The 19,535-nt window shown below is 70.3% G+C and carries 19 protein-coding genes; 2 read left to right on the top strand and 17 right to left on the bottom strand.

The annotated features are described in order from the left end of the window. The first annotated feature begins 135 nt into the window (after nt 1–135). Entirely contained in the window at nt 136–1,071 is a 936-nt protein-coding gene (locus AB0M63_RS27870) for an alpha/beta hydrolase fold domain-containing protein (RefSeq protein ID WP_366021354.1), read from the top strand. A gap of 67 nt (nt 1,072–1,138) precedes the next feature. On the opposite strand, the gene AB0M63_RS27865 is transcribed toward AB0M63_RS27870, so the two are convergent. From AB0M63_RS27865 to AB0M63_RS27845, 5 genes are all read right to left on the bottom strand, one after another. Then, nucleotides 1,139–2,218, bottom strand: coding sequence for an Ldh family oxidoreductase (locus tag AB0M63_RS27865; protein WP_355916192.1), 1,080 nt, complete (start codon nt 2,216–2,218; stop codon nt 1,139–1,141). A gap of 21 nt (nt 2,219–2,239) precedes the next feature. Then, nucleotides 2,240–3,949, bottom strand: coding sequence for a thiamine pyrophosphate-dependent enzyme (locus tag AB0M63_RS27860; protein ID WP_366021353.1), 1,710 nt, complete (start codon nt 3,947–3,949; stop codon nt 2,240–2,242). A 13-nt stretch (nt 3,950–3,962) separates the two neighbouring features. Beyond that, nucleotides 3,963–4,823 carry an amidohydrolase family protein gene (locus AB0M63_RS27855; RefSeq protein WP_366021352.1) on the bottom strand — a complete coding sequence of 287 codons (861 nt, stop codon included), beginning with the start codon at nt 4,821–4,823 and terminating at the stop codon, nt 3,963–3,965. 153 nt (nt 4,824–4,976) lie between these two features. Beyond that, a complete protein-coding gene (lhgO, locus tag AB0M63_RS27850; RefSeq protein WP_366021351.1) occupies nt 4,977–6,185 on the bottom strand; it encodes an L-2-hydroxyglutarate oxidase in 1,209 nt (402 codons plus the stop codon). Nucleotides 6,186–6,216: 31 nt separating this feature from the next. Continuing rightward, complete coding sequence (locus tag AB0M63_RS27845) at nt 6,217–7,665, bottom strand: aldehyde dehydrogenase family protein (protein ID WP_366021350.1); 1,449 nt, start codon at nt 7,663–7,665, stop codon at nt 6,217–6,219. Nucleotides 7,666–7,911: 246 nt separating this feature from the next. Here AB0M63_RS27845 and AB0M63_RS27840 point away from each other — a divergent pair, with 246 nt between their 5' ends. Further along, complete coding sequence (locus AB0M63_RS27840) at nt 7,912–8,199, top strand: putative quinol monooxygenase (protein WP_355916207.1); 288 nt, start codon at nt 7,912–7,914, stop codon at nt 8,197–8,199. A 45-nt stretch (nt 8,200–8,244) separates the two neighbouring features. Here the strand turns inward: AB0M63_RS27840 and AB0M63_RS27835 are convergent, their stop codons facing one another. From AB0M63_RS27835 to AB0M63_RS27780, 12 genes are all read right to left on the bottom strand, one after another. Beyond that, on the bottom strand, nt 8,245–9,273 hold the full coding sequence (locus AB0M63_RS27835) for a methionine synthase II (cobalamin-independent)-like protein (protein WP_355916210.1): 1,029 nt from the start codon (nt 9,271–9,273) through the stop codon (nt 8,245–8,247). Nucleotides 9,274–9,276: 3 nt separating this feature from the next. Continuing rightward, nucleotides 9,277–9,753 carry a heme-binding protein gene (locus AB0M63_RS27830; RefSeq protein ID WP_355916213.1) on the bottom strand — a complete coding sequence of 159 codons (477 nt, stop codon included), beginning with the start codon at nt 9,751–9,753 and terminating at the stop codon, nt 9,277–9,279. Continuing rightward, a complete protein-coding gene (locus AB0M63_RS27825) occupies nt 9,750–10,535 on the bottom strand; it encodes an alpha/beta hydrolase (RefSeq protein WP_355916217.1) in 786 nt (261 codons plus the stop codon). Before AB0M63_RS27825 ends, AB0M63_RS27830 begins: the two co-directional genes overlap by 4 nt. Nucleotides 10,536–10,561: 26 nt before the next feature. Continuing rightward, the gene (locus tag AB0M63_RS27820; RefSeq protein WP_355916220.1) at nt 10,562–10,933 is read right to left on the bottom strand and encodes a VOC family protein; all 372 of its coding nucleotides are present in this window, start codon (nt 10,931–10,933) and stop codon (nt 10,562–10,564) included. Beyond that, nucleotides 10,930–11,700: a fumarylacetoacetate hydrolase family protein gene (locus tag AB0M63_RS27815; RefSeq protein WP_356058502.1), complete on the bottom strand. Its 771-nt coding sequence runs from the start codon at nt 11,698–11,700 to the stop codon at nt 10,930–10,932. The genes AB0M63_RS27820 and AB0M63_RS27815 overlap by 4 nt, the downstream gene beginning before the upstream one ends. 4 nt (nt 11,701–11,704) lie before the next feature. Then, a complete protein-coding gene (locus AB0M63_RS27810) occupies nt 11,705–13,153 on the bottom strand; it encodes an NAD-dependent succinate-semialdehyde dehydrogenase (protein WP_366021349.1) in 1,449 nt (482 codons plus the stop codon). A gap of 41 nt (nt 13,154–13,194) precedes the next feature. Beyond that, nucleotides 13,195–14,112 (bottom strand): VOC family protein, encoded by a 918-nt coding sequence (locus tag AB0M63_RS27805; RefSeq protein WP_366021348.1) that lies wholly within the window; start codon nt 14,110–14,112, stop codon nt 13,195–13,197. Nucleotides 14,113–14,281: 169 nt separating this feature from the next. Further along, entirely contained in the window at nt 14,282–15,193 is a 912-nt protein-coding gene (locus AB0M63_RS27800) for a LysR family transcriptional regulator (RefSeq protein WP_355916232.1), read from the bottom strand. Between the two features lie 178 nt (nt 15,194–15,371). After that, nucleotides 15,372–16,292, bottom strand: a complete 921-nt coding sequence (locus AB0M63_RS27795; RefSeq protein WP_366021347.1) for a sugar ABC transporter substrate-binding protein — start codon at nt 16,290–16,292, stop codon at nt 15,372–15,374. Between the two features lie 70 nt (nt 16,293–16,362). After that, complete coding sequence (locus tag AB0M63_RS27790) at nt 16,363–17,373, bottom strand: ABC transporter permease (protein ID WP_355916238.1); 1,011 nt, start codon at nt 17,371–17,373, stop codon at nt 16,363–16,365. Next, a complete protein-coding gene (locus tag AB0M63_RS27785; RefSeq protein ID WP_366021346.1) occupies nt 17,370–18,872 on the bottom strand; it encodes a sugar ABC transporter ATP-binding protein in 1,503 nt (500 codons plus the stop codon). The genes AB0M63_RS27790 and AB0M63_RS27785 overlap by 4 nt, the downstream gene beginning before the upstream one ends. Next, nucleotides 18,869–19,441 (bottom strand): carboxymuconolactone decarboxylase family protein, encoded by a 573-nt coding sequence (locus AB0M63_RS27780; RefSeq protein WP_355916338.1) that lies wholly within the window; start codon nt 19,439–19,441, stop codon nt 18,869–18,871. The genes AB0M63_RS27785 and AB0M63_RS27780 overlap by 4 nt, the downstream gene beginning before the upstream one ends. Between the last annotated feature and the right edge of the window lie 94 nt (nt 19,442–19,535).

Genomic DNA, 19,535 nt, shown 5'->3' with positions numbered 1-19,535 from the left:
CCCTGAACAGGGCCGATCACAGCATCTGCGCGACGCGCACCCGTGTTATCGTCGCCCTACCCATCGCCAGGAATCCTGTCGATCGAGTCCCGGCGACCGGGCTCCCCGGTGCGCGTACTCCACGAATGGAGCGGCATGTCTGTTCTGGCCCGGCCGGCGGTGGCCGCCTTCGCCGCCAAGTCCCTGCAACGCCTTACCCGGATGGCCGACCGGCGCCCGAGCGGGCGGGGATCCGCCGCCGCCTCGCATCAGCGCTTCCCCGAATTCCCGCGCCGAATACGGGAGTTGACGATCCCGGCCACGGTCGCCCCGGCCCGCGCCACGGTGTACCTGCCCGCGTCGGAGGATCCGTCCCCGCCGGTGCACGTGAACTTCCACGGCGGCGGCTACGTCATCCCGCTGACCGAGATGGACGACCCCCTGTGCCGGTTCCTGGCGGCGGAGGCGGGTGTCGTGGTCGTCAACGTGGACTACGTGGTCGCACCGCAGCACCCCTTCCCCGCGCCGCCCCGGCAGGCGTACGAGGTCGTGCGGTGGATCGCGGAGCACGGCGCCGAACAGGGCTGGGACGGCGACCGGCTCACCGTCGGCGGGCAGAGTGCCGGGGGCGGACTCGCGGCGGCGGTGGCCCGTCAGGCGCTGGAGGAGGGCGGCCCCTCGATAGCGCTCCAGGTGCTGCACTATCCGCCGCTGGACCTCGCGACCGGCGCCAAGGACAAGCACGCGGCCATCGCCAAGCCGCTGCTGCGGCCCTGGATGGCCGACCTCTTCGACGCGGCGTACATCCCGGATCCCAAGCTGCGCACCGACCGCCTGGCGTCACCCGCGCACCCCTCGGACACCGCGGACCTCAAGGGCATGGCCCCGGCCCTGGTCGTCACGGCCGAGTACGACCTGCTGAAGGCGGAGGGCGTCGCCTACGCCGACCGGCTGCGGACCTCGGGCGCCCTGGTCGAGCACGTCGACGTCACCGGAGCCGACCACGGCTACGACGGCACGGACGACGAACGGGCCCTGCGGACCTACGCCCTGATAGCCCGTCAGGTGCGGGACGCAGTGGGCACGGCCTGAACTCCGCGCGCGGAAAACGCACTTCGCCGACCGTCCCCCCTTCGGACGGTCGGCGAAGTGCTGTCATTCATGCCGAGGCCACGGGCTCCGGCAGGGTGAGGCCGAACTTGCCCGCCGCCTCGGTCAGTTCACGCCACACCTTGGGCGCGACGGGGATGCCCTTGGCGCCGCGTGCCTCGGCGACCGCCGCACTGCGCTCGCCGGGGTAGAAGACACCCTCGGCGCCATCGGCGGGCGGCAGTTGCTTCAGCGTGCCCAGCGTGTCGTCGACCGCCGCGGTGAAGGCGGCCGGGTCGCCGAAGGCCGCCGGGTCCAGGGCGATGAGCAGCGCGTTCTGGCGGTGCTTGCGGCCCTGCGGGTCGTCCGAGTGGAACGCGGCGAAGATCGGCGCGCCGATCAGCACGCTGGTCAGCAGTTCGAAGGCGAGGGACATCCCGGAACCCTTGGCACCGCCCAACGGCAGTGGCATGACGGCCAGTTCGGGATCCGTGGTCGGGGTGCCGTCCGCGGTGGCCGCCGCGCCCTCGGGCAGCGGGGTGCCGCTCGCCTTCGCCTGGCGGATCTTGCCCAGGGCGATGGTGGCGGTGGCCATGTCCAGCAGCAGCGGGGCGTGGGCCTGCGCCGGTACGGCGATGGCGAGCGGGCTGGTCGCCACGGCGGCGCCCTTGACGCCGGTGTAGCCCATGTTGGGCATGCCGGAGACGTAGCCGATGCCGACGAGACCCTGCTCGGCGATCTTCGACACGTAGTAGCCGATGGCGCCGGTGTGGACGGTACGGCGGACCCCGACGGCGGCGACGCCGCTGGTCCTGGCCCGGGTGACCGCCTCGTCGGCGGCGGCGCTGAGGGCGACCGGGCCGGGGGCGCGGTCGGCGTCCAGGACGGCGGCGGCCGGGGTGGTGGACTCGACCTTGATGTCGGCGTCGGCGTTGGCCACCCCCTTGGCGAGCAGCTCCAGGTAGGCGGGGACGCGGGCGATGCCGTGCGAGTCGACGCCTCGCAGCGCGGCCCACACGAACACGTCGGCGGTGGTGCGCGCCTGCTCGGCGCTCAATCCGCCCTTCTCCAGGAGGGCTGCGGAGAAGGTGCGCAGGTCGTCGGCGGCGACAAGGACCTTGCCCGGCTTGGGCGTTGCGGTGTCGGACATGGTGGCGGGTGCCTTCCTGGTTCAGCGGGTGACGAGTACGTCGACGACGGCGGTGGTGCCCTCCGCCACGGCCTTGAGCGCGCGCTCCAGCGCGGGTGCGAGGGCGTCGGGCGCGTCGACGGTCTCGGTGTGCATCCCGAACGGCTCGGCGAACGCGGCGAGTCGGGGCAGCCGGTGCAGATCGGTGCCGAGCCACTCGCCGGTGTCGGCGGCGGCGCCCTCGGGATAGAACCTGCGGTGGTTGAGGTTCATCGACTTGTAGACGCGGTTGTTGAACACCACGATCAGCAGCGGGAGTTCGTACGCCTTGGAGGCGTCGTACGACTGGATGACCGGGTTGTAGGCGAACGCGCCGTCGCCGATGGTGAGCACCACCGGGCGTTCCTGGGCGGCGAGTTTGACGCCGAGCGCGACCGCGATGCCCTGGCCGAGGCCGCCCTGTACGTAGAAGTACGAGTCGGGGTCGGCGGTCTGGACGTGGCGCTTGACGACGCGGCTGTGGGTGATGGTCTCGTCGACGACGATCCCGTCCTTGCCCTCCAGCAGCTTGCGCAGCGTGGCGGCGACGAGCACCGGGTCGATCCCCTCGGCCTGCTCCGCCTTCGTCTCGGCGCCGGCGATGGCGGCCTGCTCGGCGGCGTGCCGCTCGTCCTGCGCGGTCCGCCGTACGGTGACAGCGGCCTCGTCGAGGTCCTTCGCCCGCTTGGTCAGCTGGCGCAGGGTGTTGGCGACGTTGCCTTCCAAGTACGTGTCGGCGAACAGGACTTGGTAGACGACGTGCGGGCGCTGCGGCACCTCGTCGATGACGACGATCGTCGCCTTGGAGGGGCGGCGGGACGGCGGGTAGAAGGGCGCGCGGCAGTTGACGAGGAGGATCAGGTCCGCCTCGTCCATCCACGGTCCGATGTCGCTGCCCGCGTGCAGCGGGTGGGTGCGCGGGAAGTTGCCGCAGACCGCCGAGTCGGGCTCGACGACCGGGATGTTCCAGGCCTCGGCGAAGGCGACGAGGGCCTCGAAGCCGCCCGCCTCGCGCCCGGCCGTCTCCGTGACGACGACCGGGTTCTTCGCCTCGCGGATCAACTGGGCGACCGGGTCGACCTCTTCGGGCGAGCTGTGCGTGGAGCCGGGCCGCACGATGGGCTTGGCCTCGCGGCCGTCCCACTCCTCCAGGAGGATCTCCAGCGGCACGTTGAGGTACGCCGGTCCGGCCGGCGCCCGCCAGGCCAGCTCCGCCGCCCGCGCCACCATCGTGGGCAGGGTGTGGACGCTGGCCGCCTCGTTGGACCACTTCGTGAAGGGCTGCGCGATCTGGTGCGGGCCACCCACGATGGACAGGTTGCGGTACCACTGGCCGCCCGGGTCCTGGCCGGGACCGTCGCCGTAGGTGGTCGACTCCGAGGAGCTGACCACCATCGGGACGCCCGCGAGCAGCGCCCCGTGCACGGCCATCGAGCCCTGGAGCAGACCGGGGGCCGCGTGCAGCAGCACGCCCTGCGGCCGGCGCTTGAGAAGTCCGTAGCCGGTGGCCATGCCGACGGCGACGGTCTCGTGGGTCAGGTCCAGGTACTGCGGGCAGGGCAGTCCGTCGCGGTGGCGGCGGGCCAGGGACTCCCAGACGGGGGCCCACTCGGAGCCCGACGAGCAGAAGATGTAGTCGGCGCCGACGGCGTTGAAGGCGGTAACGAGAGCGTCGCCGCCGTCGGCGCCAGGGGTGTTGGTGATGTCGGTCATCTCTCGTGTTTCCTCAGCCCTCGATCGGCCAGTTCAGGACCTCGGAGATACCGCGGCCCATGATCCATTCAAGCTCCTCGGGCGTGAAGTCCCAGTGCTTGGTGAACTGCTCGATCGTGTCGGTGTACGTGATGCCGTGCCCGAGGAGGCGGGTGATGTCGGTGCCGTAGAAGCAGCGCTGCGGGCCCATCTTGTCGACCATCTCGCGCACGTACTTCTGGATGTTGTTGTTCGGGAAGGGCTGGGTGGAGTAACCCGGGAGCGCCGAGACCTTCACGTAGATGTTCGGGTGGGCGGCCAGGTCGGCGGTCTCCGAGACCCAGTAGCCGATCGCGTCGTCGACGCAGCGGGCCATGATGCCCATGTGGTCGATGATGATCTTCAGCTCGGGGTGCTTGGCCGCGATCTCGCCCAACTCCCGCTTCCAGATGGGCGCGTGGACCATCGTCGGGATGCGCAGCTCCTCGGCGATCGGCCAGTACCAGTCGTTGGTGCCGTCGATCATCCAGTTGCGGTCCTGCGGCCGGTGGAAGGTGAGGCGCGTGCCCTTCACATGCGGGTTCTGCGCGAAGTCCTTCAGCATCGTCTTGCCCTCTTCGGGCTTGTTCTGCGGGATGCGCGCCATGATGCCGAAGCGGTCGGGGTGCGCCTCGCAGGCCTCCAGGGCGTAGTCGATACGGTCGCCCTCCCAGGACGGCGGCAGGATCAGGGCCCGGTTGACGCCGGCCTCGTCCATCAGCTCCAGCGCCTCCTCGTAGGAGAAGGGGTCCTCGCGGTGTCCGTTGAGGCGGATGCGCTCCCGCGCGCCCGGGACCCAGGGGCGGTCCGGGGTCTCTTCCTTCCAGATGTGGATCTGCGTGTCGACAACGAACATGTCCTGAACTCTTTCTCTCGAAGGTCTCTCGAAGGGCTTGCGGAGAGGGTGGTGAGGTGGTGCTGAAGAAACGCTAGGCGGGCCGCGGGCCCTTGCCGAGCCCTGGGAGCGCAAGCAGTAGTTGCGCGGAACACCGCTGTACGCAGGGCATTCTCAGCTTGCGGACGGTGTGTCGAACACGGCGCCCACAATGTGCTCGGCGATCGCCATGGACGCCGTCGCGGCCGGCGAGGGCGCGTTGCGGACGGCGGTGATCCGGCCCACCTGATGGATGCGGAAGTCGTCCACGAGTGTGCCGTCGGGGTCCAGTGCCTGGGCGCGGACGCCCGCCCCGCCGCGTACGACGTCGGAGACGCCGACACCGGGGACGTAGAGCTTCGCGTCCTTCATGAAGGCTTTCGCGGACAGTGAGCCGCGGTACTCCTTGATGCCGGTGCGCCAGTGCTGGGCGGCCATCTTCCAGGAGCCGGCATAGGCGGCGAGCTGGGCGAGGTCCTTCACCGAGAGGCGGCTGAGCTTGTAGCCCTCCTTGGCCAGGGCGAGCACGGCGTTCGGGCCGACTTCGACACTGCCGTCGACGCGCGGGGTGAAGTGCACGCCGAGGAAGGGGTATCGGGGGTCCGGTACCGGGTAGATGAGCCCGCGCACCAGGTGGGTGCGGTCCGGCTTGAGGAGCATGTACTCGCCCCGGAACGGGATGATCTTCGGTTCCCTCTTGTCCTGCGCGAGCTTCGCCACGGCGTCGGAGTGCAGGCCCGCGCAGAGGATCAGCCGGTCGACCCGGACGCGTTCCTGTCCCGAGGCGACCTCGATGCCGCCCGGCACGTTGGTGATCGAGGTGACGGGGAAGCCCAGCTTCACCTCGCCGCCGGAGGCCTCGATGTCCTTGGCGAACTCGCGGGCGATCGCCGGGTAGTCGGTGATCGCGGTGCGCGGGGAGTGCAGGGCCGCGATACCGCCGACGTGCGGCTCCAGCTCCTTGATCTCCTCCCGGGAGATCTTGCGGAGTTCGGGCACGTGGTTGTTCCTGGCCCGCTCGTACAGGTTCTCCATCCGGCCCAGTTCGTCCGGGCGTACGGCCACGACGAGCTTGCCGATCTCGTCGTACGGCAGGCTTCTGTCCTGGCAGTACTCCCGCAGGATCGATACGCCCCGGACGCACAGGTCGGCCTTGAGGCTGCCCGGCGCGTAGTAGATGCCGGCGTGCACGACACCGGAGTTGTGGCCGGTCTGGTGGACGGCGACCGCGTGTTCCTTCTCCATCACCACGACCCGGGTGCCGGGGCGGCGCAGGGCGATCTCTCGGGCGGTGGCCAGGCCCACGATGCCGGCGCCGACGATGCCGATCGTCTCGTCAGCCATCGGCATCCTCCTCTCTGTCTTGCACGCCTGTTCAGGCGCCGATGTGGACGGCGACGGTCTTGACCCGGGTGGAGAAGCGCAGGACCTCGTCGCCCTGCTCCTTGTAGCCGGTGCCGGAGTCGTGGAATCCGCCGAAGGGCAGGTGGACGTCCCAGCCGGGGGTGGTCGCGTTGACCGCGATCTGCCCGCACTCGGCGTCGTCGGCGAAGCGGTACGCGGAGGCGAGGTCGCGGGTGAACACGGCGGCGGCGAGCCCGAAGTCGGAGTCGTTCACCGCGTCCACGGCCTGCGTGAAGTCGTCCACGGCACGGACGGCGAGGACCGGTCCGAAGACCTCCTCGCGCCAGATCGCCGTCTCGGCGGTGACGTCGGCGAGGACGGTCGGCTGGACGAAGCAGCCGTGCGCGTGGTCGCCCTCGGTGTCGGCCGCGCCGCCGGTGAGGACGGTGGCGCCCTGCTCGACGGCGCCCTTGAGGTGGGCGAGGACGCTGTCGCGCTGCTTGGGGCTGGACAGGGGGCACAGGGTGGTCGCCGGGTCGCTGCCGGGGCCGACCTTCAGCGCCTCGACCTCGGCGACCAGCAGCCGGATGAACTCCTCGTACACCGGCCGCTCGACGATCACGCGGCTGGTGGCGGTGCAGCGCTGGCCGGCCTGTCCGAAGGAGGCGGCCGCGACGGTCTTCGCGGCGAACGACAGGTCCGCGTCCTTGAGGACGACGGAGGCGTTCTTGCCGCCGAGTTCGCCCTGGAAGCGCACGTTGCGGTCGGCGAGACGGCGGCGGATGCGGTTGCCGACCTCGTTCGAGCCGGTGAAGGTGATGCCGACGATCCGCGGGTCGTCGAGGAGCGCCTCCTCGATCTCGGCGGTGCGGCCCGTGACCACGTTCAGCACTCCGGCGGGCAGGCCCGCGTCGTGCAGGGCGCGGGCGAAGTGCAGGCCCGACAACGGTGTCTCGGTGGCCGGCTTGAACACGGCCGCGTTGCCGGTGGCGAGCAGCGGGGCGAGCTTGCGGGCCGGGGTGATCAGCGGGTCGTTCCAGGGGCTGATCACGAGGATCACGCCGATCGGCTCGCGCTGGGTGTGCACGCGGGTGTTCGGGCGGGCGTCGTGCAGGAGGGTGCCGTAGCCCTGGCGGGCCAGGCCCGCGTAGTAGTCGAGGAAGTCGGCGGCCTTGAGGGTCTCGCCGCGGGCCTCGGCGCCGGTCTTGCCGTTCTCGGCGGTGACGTCGGCGGCGATCTCCTCGACCCGCTCGCGGATCAGCTTCGCCGCCTCGGTGAAGATCCTGGCCCGCTCGAAGGGGCTGGTGCGCTTCCATACGGCGAAGCCGCGCTCGGCGTGGTCGTAGGCGCGGGTGACGTCCTTGGCGGCGAGGGCGGGGATGCGCGCGAGGGGGGTGCGGACGTCGGCGGGGTTGTGCACCTCGATCCACTCGCCGCTCGCCACCCACTCTCCACCGGAGAGGGTTTCCAGGCTTCGCATGAAGATCACTTCCTTCGTCCGCCGCGGCGCGGGTCCGCGGTCTGCACAGTCAGCGGCCACAGTGGGCCGAATGCGACAACACACCATGTGGGGGCGGTGCCACCAGCCCCGCGCGGGCAGGCATTGCTTGCGCCGCGCGCAGGTCGGCGGAGGGTTGTCCCGTGTTGGAATCGGCAGGCCGGACGGCATGTACCGGGCCGCCGGGAGCCGAGGATCCACCGAGAATTCGATGAGGAGAGACACGACATGGCCTACGCAGTCATCGCCCACTACTTCTGCGAGCCCGCCGACGAGGCCACGGTGCGCGCCGCGTTGCTGAAGGTGCGCGAGCAGACCCGTGCCGAGCCGGCGAACCTGGCGTACGAGGTGCACGCCGAGGCGGACAAGCCCGGCAGTTTCGTGCTGTACGAGCGGTACGCCGACCGGGCCGGTTTCGACGCGCACAAGGCGGCCGAGCACTTCGACGAGCTGATCGTGAAGACGGTCTGGCCGCTGCTGACCGACCGCAGGGTGACGTTCGCCGAGGTCCTCTGACGGACACAGCCGGGAAGCGCGTCACCGCGCTTCCCGGCTCGTAGGTCAGAACTCGTTGCCCCACACGTACCGGGCGACCGTCTCCACCAGCTCGATCTTCCGGCGCTGTTCCTCGGCGCTCAGCAGCGGCCGGCTCGCCACGTCGGCGAAGCCCCGGGACGGCGCTACGGCCCCGTCCTCCAGGTCCTTGAACTCGCCCACGGCGTCGATCCTGGCCATCACCGTGTCGACGTCCTCCAGCGCGGGCACGGTCGCGTCGACGACACCCAGGCAGAAGTCACGGTCCTCCGGCAGGGCCTTGACCAGGGCGAGTTCGGCCGGGGTGCCCTGGTCGAAGGGCAGGACCCAGCGGTCGGCGCCGATCTCACCGTAGAGCTGCTCGGCACGGGACCAGTCCACCGCGGTGGGGGCGACCGGGCCGGGGGCCACAGCGATCCTCACGCCCTCGGGGCGCTCGTCCAGGCGTACCGCCAGGGCGTCGACGGCGAGGGCGTCCGCGAAGGAGAGCGCGCCCGGGTCGGCCGGGTCGGTGGCCAACTGCCCCAGCAGGAGAGGGTTGTTGAGCTGGATCAGGCGTACCCCGCCGGCGACCAGCGCCGCTATCTCCGCGCGGACGATCTCCGCGAGCGCCTCCCCCAACTCCCGTGCGGAGGACGGGCCGAGACCGGCCTGGTAGGTGGTGGCGGCGAGGTAGGCGGGTGAGGGCAGCGAGGCCTTCGGGGCGATCAGGGTCAGCTCCGAGAGGCGTGCGGTCCAGTCCGCGAGCAGCGGTCCGTTGGCCTTCGGAAGGGACTCCGCGACCCAGCGCACCAGGCCGTCGGCGTCGGTCTCGTCCGTGCGCCGGAACCCTGATACTCCGTCAAGAACCGCGCTGCGGAAGTCCTCCCGGGGGAAGTCACCGTCGGTGACGACGGTGGAGCGCAGCTTGCGCTGGAGGACGACCGCGTCCTTGACCGCCTGGAGCTCCGCCTCCTTCAGCGCCTCGGGGTCGCCGGCCGCGCGCGCGGCGATCAGCTCCGACGGGCGGACCAGACTGCCGTGGTGGTCGATGCGGTAGTTGAACGTGTCCGCCATGGGTCATGCGTCCTTTCCGGACGAGGCAGGCTTGCCCGCGACACCCCAGGCGGCGAACTCCAGTTCGTAGCCGAGCGAGGCGAGCACCTCCTCGGCGATCTGCTGGTCCTCGTCCGCGGTGCCGCCGGCGATGCCGAGTCCGCCGATGATCTCGCCGTCCTTCTTGATGGTGAGACTGCCTTCGGTGGCCATGATCGGCATGGCGGCGCCGGGGAGTTGGGAGAGCTGGGAGAAGAAGACCGGCTGGCTCTCCTGCCACTTCTTCAGCATCTTGCCGGGGCGCTGCATGATGGCCGCCGTGTACGCCTTGGCGCGGGCGATGTCCGGGGTGAGCGGGCGGGCGCCGTCCGGGCGGCGGATGGCGATCGGGAAGCCGCCCGCGTCCACGACGGCCACGCTCACCGCCTTCCCGACGGACTGGGCGCGTTTGTGGGCGGCGTCGATGATCTCCTCGGCGGCGGCCAGGGTGAGGCTGCTCATGCTGCTTCCTTCGGTGCGGTGAGGGTGCGGCGCAGGTGGGCGACGGCGGCGTTGTACTTCTCGGGCGTCTCCCAGTACATGGAGTGCGGGGCGCCGGGGACGATCTCCAGGTGCGAGCCGGCCAGCAGTTCGTGGGCTCGGGTCACGGTCTTCACGCTGAGCACCGCGTCCTTCTCGCCCGCGAGGAAGGCGACCTTGACGCCCGAGGCACGGATGTCGTCCAGGGACGGGCCGTTGGTGTCGAGGTTGCGCAGGTCCTGCATCTTGGCGACGTTGAACGTGCCCATCTGCTGGAAGAGGAAGGTGAGGTCGGCCCGCTCCTGCTGGAACCCCTTGGTCAACAGGCGGTCGATGACCGGCAGTTTGACGGCCTCGGCGCGGTCGGCGGCGGCGAGTTCCTTCAGCTCGGGGTGGCTGATGCCGCCCAGCGAGTGGCCGAGCACGACGGAGCCGACCCGCTCGGGCCGCAGCAGTCCGGCGCGCAGGGCGGCGACGGAGCCGATGGACTGCCCGACGAGCATGGCGTCGGTCAGGTCCTCCTGGTCGAGTACGGCGACGACGTCACCGGGGAAGTCCTGGCCGTCGAACTCGTCCATGGAGGAGTCGGACTTGCCGAAGCCGCGCAGGTCCACGGTGACGACCGTGAACTCCTCGCGCAGCGCGGCCACTTGCTGCCACCAGGCGGCGTGGTGACCACCGCTGCCGTGCACGAACAGGATCGCCGGACCGCTGCCGTGGCGCTCGTAGTAGATGGAGGTGCCGTCGGAGTCGGCGATGGGCATGGGGGTTAACTCCTGTACGCGCGGGGCTAGTTGGGGCGGCGGCCGTGGAAGACCAGCTCGATCATGGTGTGGTCGGGGTCGTGGATGTAGCAGAACTTCGACTGGTTCTCCGGCCGTTCGATGGGCCGGGTGTGCCGGATCCCGAGGTCGTTGAGGTGGGCGAGGAACTCGTCCCAGTCGTCGACCTCGACGGCGAAGTGATAGGGCGCCATGCGCTCCATCTCCTCGACCGGGGTGAAGTGCAGGTCGAAGTTGCCGCGGGTCATCAGCACCACGCGGGTGTTGGACTTGGGCTGGATCCGCTTCATCCCGAAGACCTTCGTGTACCACTCGGCGGTCCGGTCGGGGTCGGTGGTGGGGAAGTTGACGTGGTGGATGTAGCGGGGTGCGCTGCTCATGACGGATTCCCTTCACGGTGTACGGGGTTGGACAGGACGCCGATGCCGCTGATCTCGATGTCCACGGTGTCCCCGGGTTCGAGTTGGCAGGTGGACTCGGCGCCCATCCACAGCACGTCCCCCGGGTGCATGGTGATGTGCTTGGTGAGCTCGACGATGTGGTCGTAGGGGTCGAAGACCATGTCTCCGGTGGCGAACGAGGCGCGGACCTCTCCGTTCACACGGAGTGTCGTGGTCTGTGCCAGGGCGTCGACGTCGGTCTCTATCCAGGGCCCCATCGGCTTGAACGTGTCGCTGTTCTTGCTGCGCCAGAACGAGCGGTCCTGGTGCTGCCAGGTGCGGGCGCTGACGTCGTTGCCGATGGTCCAGCCGAAGACCGACTTGCGGGCCTCGTCGTGGGTGGCGTGCCGCAGGGTGCGGCCGATCACGGCGACGAGTTCCGGCTCGGCCTCGAAGCGGCCCTCGACCTCGGCCGGCTTGACGATGGGCGAACGGTGGCCGGTGAGCGCGTTGTTGGCGCGGTAGCCGACCTCGGGGCGGGTGGGCGTCTCGGCGTGGGCGTGCGCGATGTGGCGGGGGTAGTTCATGCCGACCGCGTAGAACACGGGCGGGACGACGACGGGCAGCCACTGGGCTTCGGCGATGGGCACGGTGCCGATCACGGTTGGGTCGCCGTCGATGGGGGACTCGGACAGCAGCTCGATGTCCTCCTCCCCCACGCGGCCCCAGACCGCCCGTCCGCCGACCGAGACGCGGGTGTACCTCATCGCGTCAGCCCGCCAACTGGTGGGACACGCGCTTGGTGATCAGGTAGGCGTCGAGGGCCTCGGGGCCGCCCTCCCTGCCGTAGCCGCTCTCCTTGACGCCGCCGGAGGGGGCCTCCGCGACGGAGCCGCCGCAGTGGTTGATGGAGAGGATGCCGGCCTCCAGCGCGTCCGAGAGCTTCTCGGCGGTCGCGGCGGACTCGGTGAACCCGTAGGCGGCGAGGCCGTAGGGCAGGGCGTTGGCGAGGGCCAGGGTCTCGTCCAGGTCGGTGAACGGGACGATGGGCGCGAGCGGGCCGAAGGGCTCCTCGTGCATCAGCCTCGCGTCCGCCGGTACGTCGGTGAGGACGGTCGGGGCGTAGAAGTAGCCGTCGCGCTCCAGGCGTTCGCCGCCGGTGAGCACCTTGGCGCCGCGTTCGACGGCGTCGGCGACCAGGGTCTCCATGGCCTGGAGGCGGCGCTCGTTGGCGAGCGGGCCCATGCCGGTCTCCGAGTCCAGACCGTCTCCTACGGTGATTGCCTGGGCGGCCTTCACGAACTCGGCGGTGAACTCCTCCACGATGCTCTCGTGGACGAAGAAGCGGCTCGGCGAGGTGCACACCTGGCCGGCGTTGAAGAACTTCGCCTGAGCGGCCTTGCGGGCGGCCTTCACCGGGTCGGCGTCGGCGCAGACGACGACCGGGGCGTGGCCGCCGAGTTCCATCAGGGTGGGCTTCATGGCCTCGCCGGCCTGGGCCGCGAGGAGCTTGCCGACCGGGACCGAGCCGGTGAAGGCGACCAGGCGGATCTTCGGTGAGGGGATCAGGTGGGCGGAGACCTCGGCCGGCTCGCCGAAGACGAGGTTGATGACACCGGCCGGGAGTCCTGCGTCGGCGTAGCAGGCCACGAGGGCGGCGGCGGTGCCGGGGGTCTCCTCGGACGCCTTGATGACCATCGAGCAGCCAGCGGACAGCGCGGAGGACAGCTTGCGGTTGGGGCCGCCGACGGGGAAGTTCCAGGGCACGAACGCGGCCACGGGGCCGACGGGTTCGCGGCGCACGGTGAGGACGGTGCCGGGCGCGGAGGGGATGATCCGGCCGTAGGCACGGCGGGCGTCCTCGATGTGCCAGCGCAGGGTGTCGGCGGTGCGCAGCGCCTCGGTGGTGCCCTCGCGGAGCGGCTTGCCCTGTTCCTGGGCCATGATCCGGCCGATCTCCGGGGCGCGCTCGGTGATCAGGTCGGCGGCGGCGTGCAGGATCGCGGAGCGCTTGGCGATCGGGGTGGCGCGCCAGGTGCGGAAGCCCTCGGTGGCCGCGTCGAGGGCGCGGTCGAGGTCGGCGGTGGTGGCGAGGGGTACTTCGCCGATCACCTTCTCGGTGGCCGGGTTCACGATCGGGGCGGTCCGTCCGGTGCCGCCCTGGCACCACTCGCCCGCGATGTACATGCGGACGGCGGGGTAGCCGTGGTCGGAGGTCATGAGTGGGTGCCCTCTCAGGCTGGGAAAGTCTGGATGGTGGTTCAGGAGGCGGGGGCGTCCTGGTCGCGGTTGGAGCGCAGCGCCCAGATGTGGTGGGGCGGGGTGGTCTCGTGGACGCGGGTCTCGTAGGTGTCGTCGACGCGGTCCATGTCCGCCGCGTACTCGACGCGGCCGCCGCACGGCGCGTGGATGAACCGGAACACGTTCGAGCCGACGGTGTGGCGGCCCAGCTTGCGGGCCTCCCGCCAGCCGCGCTCGATCATGAAGTTGCCGCCCTCGATGACGTCGTCGAAGCCGGGGACCTCGTAGGCGATGTGGTTGATGCCCGCGCGGTCCGGGCGGTGGCACAGCAGGATGGTGTGCTGGTCGTCGTCGCCCGGTGCCTGCATGAAGACGCCCATCGGTTCGACGACGTCGGTGGGCCGGAAGCCGAGCCGCTCGGTGTAGAACGCGACGGCCTCCTCGCGCCCGTCCTTGACGATGTTCAGCGCGACATGGCACATGCGCAGCGGGTAGGCCCGGGTGAGCGGTTCCAGCGCGCTGTTCCAGCGGTCGACGCTGCCCAGCGCGTTGGCGGGTCGCGGGGTGACGTCCGCGGCTTTCGGGCGGGCCAGCGTGAGGCCGACGCCGAAGCCGCTGTCGTCCACCGTGTGGAAGACACCGTCGGCGCTCTCGTGGACCTTGCGGTCGCGGCCGGCCGCGGTGACGAGCCGGGCCAGTTCCTCGGGGGTGTCGACGCCCCAGACCATCTCGCGGATGGTGGGGCCGGCCTCCAGGGGCGGCGGCAGCAGCGGGCCGGGGACGGTGTCCAGGTGGAGCGTCTGTCCGGTCAGGGTCTCGAAGACCGCGTGCTCGTCGGTCCGCTCCAGCAGGAACAGCCCGAAGTCGTCGAAGAACCGTACGCACTCGTCGAGATCGTCGATGCCGTAGGTGACCGATTCGATTCTCTGGATGCCCATCGATTCCTCGCTTCGTCGCGGATCTCGCCTGCGGTGCTACTACGGTCACCGGTTCTCCGCGATCGTAGATTTGCGGCTTTGACCACCTCAACAGCCAGGTCGCGCAGGCATTGCAATCGTTTCTTGCGTTATCGGTCGCCGCTCCTGACGGCGGCCGTACAGGCGCGGGTCAGCGGCCGATCGCCGGAATCGGATTGTTCGAGAACCACTCGGTGAGGAAGTCGAGAAACACGGTGACTTTCCGCGGGGTGGCCTGGCCGGGGCCGTAGATCGCGTACAGCGGGCGGTCCGGTACGGCGAGCTCGGGCAGCAGGACCTTGAGGGCGCCGGAGAGGAGGTCGTCGTAGGCGGGGCGCTGCGGGAGCAGGGCGATGCCGCGGCCGTGGACGGCGGCCTTCTGGAGCGCGAGGTAGGAGTTCGAGGAGAACGCCACGTTGCGGATCTTGTGCAGGGTGGAGGAGTGTCCGTGGCCGATGCGCCAGACCGGGTCGTTGACGTGGACGAGGCAGTCGTGGTGGGCGAGGGCGTTGGGCTCGGTGAGCGGGCCGCCGCGCTCCAGGTAGGACTCGGACGCGCACAGGACGAAGGGCAGCGAGGCGATCTTCTTCAGGCGGACGCTGGAGTCGCGCAGGTCGCGGGTGTGGAAGGCGACGTCGAAGCCGCTGTCCAGGAAGTCGTACGTGCGGTCGGACATGCCGCCGAGTTCGAAGCGGACGTGGATCTTGGGGTGGGCGGCGGAGAAGGCGGCGATCGCGTCTCCGAGGTCCAGGCTGCCGATCCACTTGGGGCAGATGATGCTCAGGGTGCCCTCGGCGCGGTCGTGCAGGTGCGAGATGACGGCGTCCTCGGCCTCTATCTCGTCGAGGATGCGGGCCGCGAACTCGGCGTACCTGAGTCCGGGTTCGGTGAGGCTCACCGAGCGGGCGGTGCGGTTGACCAGACGGACGCCGACCTGTCGCTCCAGTTCGGCGACGTGGCGCGAGACGAGTGAGCCCGACGAGCCCAGTTTCTTGGCGGCGCCGCTGAAGCTCCCGGTCTGCGCGACGGTGACGAAGCTGTGCATGAGGAGCAGTCGATCCATGATTCCTCCGGAGGCCCACGTGTGCCAGGGGTGGGCCCCGGCGGCGGTGCCGGTCGTGCGTTGGGGTCCGGCCGGATCCGGAATGTCCTCATAGCGGCTCTATCAGGACACTCCAGCGGCATGCCGGACGGGCGGCTCGGGACGATGCGGGGGCAGGCGCGCTGCCCACGCGGCGGTGTTACTCGGGGCAGTACTGGGGTGCCTTGCTCAGGTTGTCCTTGGTGACCAACAAAAGAGGAATGTTGGCAATCTTGTCAACCTTCTTCTTGGCCAGGAGTCCGACCGCGTTCTTGACCGCGGTCTGCCCGATCGACATGGCCGAGTTCGCCACGGTGGCGGACAGCCGGCCGTCCTTGACGGCGGCCAGGCCCGCGTCGGTGCCGTTGGCGGTCACGATCTTCACGTCCTTCTTGCCGGCCGCATCGAACGCCTTGCGGGCGGCCAGCGCCATGTCCTCCGAGGCGACGAACGCGTACTGCAGGTCCGGGTGGGCCTGGATCATGTTCTCGGCGACGTCCTGCGCCTTCACCGGGTTGAACATGCCCGGCTGGTTCGCGACCACCTTCGCGGTGCTCGGCAGCGCCTTGGTGAAGCCGCCCACCATCAGGTCGGAGGCGGCGCCGGGCGCGCCCGCGATGACGCCGACCTGCACGCTCTTGCCGGCCGCGTCCTGCTCGATCCAGCCCGCGTCCAGCGCCCCGAGCTTGCCGAGGTCGACCACGGCGGCACCGAGGATGTCGTTCACGTCGCTGGTGGCCACGGAGGTCAGGTAGATCGGTATGTTCGCGGCCTTCGCCTTGGCGATGTCGCCCTTGAGCGCGTCCACGTTGACCGTCTGCACGATCAGCGCGCTGACATTGCGCGAGGTCATGTCCTCGATGTTGGACAGCTCGGTGGTGGAATTCTGGTGCGAGTTGGCGGTGAAGACCTTGGCGTTCTGCGCCTTCGCCGTCTGCTCGACCGCTTTCTGGAGACAACTGTGGAACTCGGTGTCGCCGCCGTTGACGAACCCGAGGGTGACGTCACCGGAACTGCCGCTGTCGTCGCTCGCACCGCAACCGCTCAGCACCAGGGTGGTGCCGGCGAACGTGGCGAGCATGGCTCTGCGGGATGGGACCGAAATTCTCATGGTGAACCGCCATTCATGGATGCGGGGTGCATAAGGGTGATCAATGACGTGCTGAACGTGCCTTGTGCATCTCGTTGGCGATGGCCGCGATCAGCAGCACTCCGCCGACGGAGACCGACTGGTAGTTGCTGGAGACCTGGAGCAGGTTGAGGGCGTTGGCGACCACCCCGAGGAGGACCACTCCGAGCGCGGTGCCGACGACCGTGCCGTAGCCGCCGGCCAGGGCGGTGCCGCCGATGACGACCGCGGCGACCGCCTGGAGCTGGAGCGAGAGTCCGCCGGTGCCGGGGCTGCTGCCGCTGAGCCGGGACAGCAGCATCAGGCCGGCCAGTCCGGACAGGGCGCCGGTGAGGGCGTACAGGGAGAGCTTGCGGGCGGTGACATTGATGCCGCTGAGGCGGGCGACGTGCTCGTTGCCGCCGATGGCGAAGGCGTCGCGGCCGAACACGGTGAACCTCATGACCAGGGCGGTCGCCAGCAGCACGAGGAGCGCCACGACCAGGAGGTAGGGCACCCCGAGGATCTTGTTGTTGCCGAGGGCGAACATCCTGGTGCCGATGGACACGCTGACGCTGTCGAGGACGAGCAGGGCGACACCGTCGAGGAGGGTGGCCGTGGCCAGGGTGGCGACGAACGGGGCGACGTTGGTGAATGTCACGACCACCCCGTTGACCAGACCGATCAGGGTGGCCAGCACCAGTGCGGCGACGACGGTGAACGCCGTGGAGTGGCCGTGCGCCAGCAACTGCGCCCCGACCGCGGTCGTCACGGCGACATTGCTGCCCATCGAGAAGTCCATGCCGCCCGCGGTCATCAGCAGCGTGAGGCCCGCCGCGATCACGGCGACGACGCTGACCTGGCGCAGGATGTTGATGACGTTCGTGTCGGTTGCGAACGAGTCGGTCCGCAGCGAGGTGGCGACGATCACCACGATCAGGACGGCGATCAGCCCGGTGTGCGGGGCACCGCGCAGCCCGGCCCACGAGAGGCGGCGGGTCTTCCCGGGCGGGTCCGAGACCCCGGGGGCGTCGGTGACTGTCTTGACGCTCACTGCGGTTGACCTCCGAGGGCGGTGGCGACGAGTTCGTCGTGGGTGATGGCGTCGATGTCGTGCTCGGCGACCGTCCGGCCGGCGCTGACGACGACCACACGGTCCGCGAGGCGCATGACCTCCTCGGCGGACGAGGAGGCGAGCAGGACGGCGGCGCCGCGCGAGGCGAGGTCGTCGACGAGGGCGTGGATGTCGGCCATGGCCGCGATGTCGACCCCGTTGGTGGGGTCCTCCAGGAAGCAGGCGACCGGCTCGGTCTGCAGCCATTTGGCGAGCAGGACCTTCTGCTGGTTGCCGCCGGACAGCGCGCCCACGGGCGGGTTGCCGGCGAGGGCGACCACGCCGTAGCTGCGGCGCAACGGGGCGGCCCGGCGGGCGAGTTCGGCGCGGCGGTGCATGCGCCTGCGGGCGAAGCGGTCGCCGGCCAGCATCAGGTTCTCGTCCAGGGACAGTTCGGGGACCAGGCCCAGGGCGCGGCGGTCGCCGGTGACGCAGCGCAGGCCACTGGAGAGGGAGGCCTGAACCCGGCCGAAAGGCACCGGGGCGCCGTCCACGGCGAGTTGGCCGGTGTCGGGACGGCGGCGGCCGGAGAGCAGGTCGAAGAGGCGCGACTGCGCGTCCCCGGCCGGCCCGAGCACGGCGACGATCTCGCCCTTGTGCACCTCGACGGTGAAGTCCCGTACGGCCCGGCCGTCGGTGAGGCCGCGCACGGTCAGCCCGATCTCGTCCTTGGGCGCGGGTCGCTGCGTGCGCCGGGAGACGACGTCGCGGCCGACCATGCTGCGGACGAGTCCGGCGGCGTCGAACTCGTCGACCGGAGCGCTGCGTACCACCGCTCCGTCGCGCAGGACGGTGACGCGGTCGGCGACGGCGAGGACCTCGTCGATGTAGTGCGAGATGTAGACGACGGCCACGCCCTCGTCGCGCAGGGTGCGGACCAACTCCCTTATCTGGTGGGCCGCTTCGGCGCTCAGACAGGCGGTCGGCTCGTCCAGGATCAGGATGCGGCCGCCGCGCCGGACCTCGCGGGCCACCTCGACCATGGTCTGCTCGGCGACGGTGAGCGAACCCGCGGTCCGGGTCACGTCGATGTCGATGCCCAGGGCCTCAAGTGCCTTGCGCGCCTCGGAGTTGACGGCCTTCCAGCGCACGGCGCCGGCCCGGGTCGGCAGGTCGCCCAGCATCACGTTCTCGGCGACGGTGAGCCCCATCGCCAGCTCGCGGCGCTGGGGCACCGAGGCGACACCGAGCCGGCGCGCCTTGCGCACCGTAAGTCCGTGCTGCGCCCGCCCGTTGACCTCGACGGTGCCTTCGTCGCACTGGTGCACCCCCGAAAGGACCTGTACCAGCGTCGACTTGCCGGCGCCGTTCATGCCCATCAGCGCGTGGACCTCGCCCGGGTACAGGTCGAGGTCCACGCCCTTCAGCGCGGCCGCGCCGCCGAAGCTCTTGGTGACGCCCCGGACGCGAAGTACCGCGTCTCCCCCCGGAGTTGTCATGGGCGTGGCTCGGTGCCCGCGGAGTCGTCCGGGGCGACGCGGCCGTAGCCGCGGATGTCCGGGAACGGGGGCTCCTTGTCGGCCTGGAGGTCCACCTGGAAGGTGTTCAGGCACATGCCGAGCATGGTGAAGTTGCCGAGCGCGCCGATGGTGTCGACCAGGCCCTTGGAGCCGAAGTGCTCCAGCGCGGCGGCGAAGGTGGCGTCGGTGACGAAGTGCTCGTCGAGGATCTCGCGGCAGAACTGGTAGAAGGCCTGGTCCGCCTCGTTGTCGAAGACGGCCTCGCGCTTCTCGGCGATCGCCTTGACGGCGGCCTCCGGGATGCCGGCCTCGATCGCCTGGTGGACGTGGGCGTTCCAGGAGTACTGGGCGTCCCAGTTGCGGGCGGCCATGAGCAGGGTGAGTTCGCTCAGGTGCTTGGGCAGGCTGGAGTCGAAACGGGCGAACGCGCCGAGGGATTCGGCCCGTTCGCACATCTCCGGGCTGTGCAGCCAGACCCGGAAGGGTCCGCGGACGGCACCGCGCCGGCCGGCGATGCGGGCGGCCAGTTCCTGCTGGCGCGGGTCCATTTCCTCTTCGGTGAGAACGGGGAGCCTCATGGGCCGATACCTGCCTTTTCTTTCCGGCGCGTTACGTGCACGGATCGTGAAGCCGTGCGGTGCG

It is taken from the genome of Streptomyces sp. NPDC051576 (genome assembly GCF_040681835.1).
Classification (GTDB): domain Bacteria; phylum Actinomycetota; class Actinomycetes; order Streptomycetales; family Streptomycetaceae; genus Streptomyces.
Note: the sequence above shows the minus strand (reverse complement) of the source record. Positions and strands in the feature narration are given on the sequence as shown.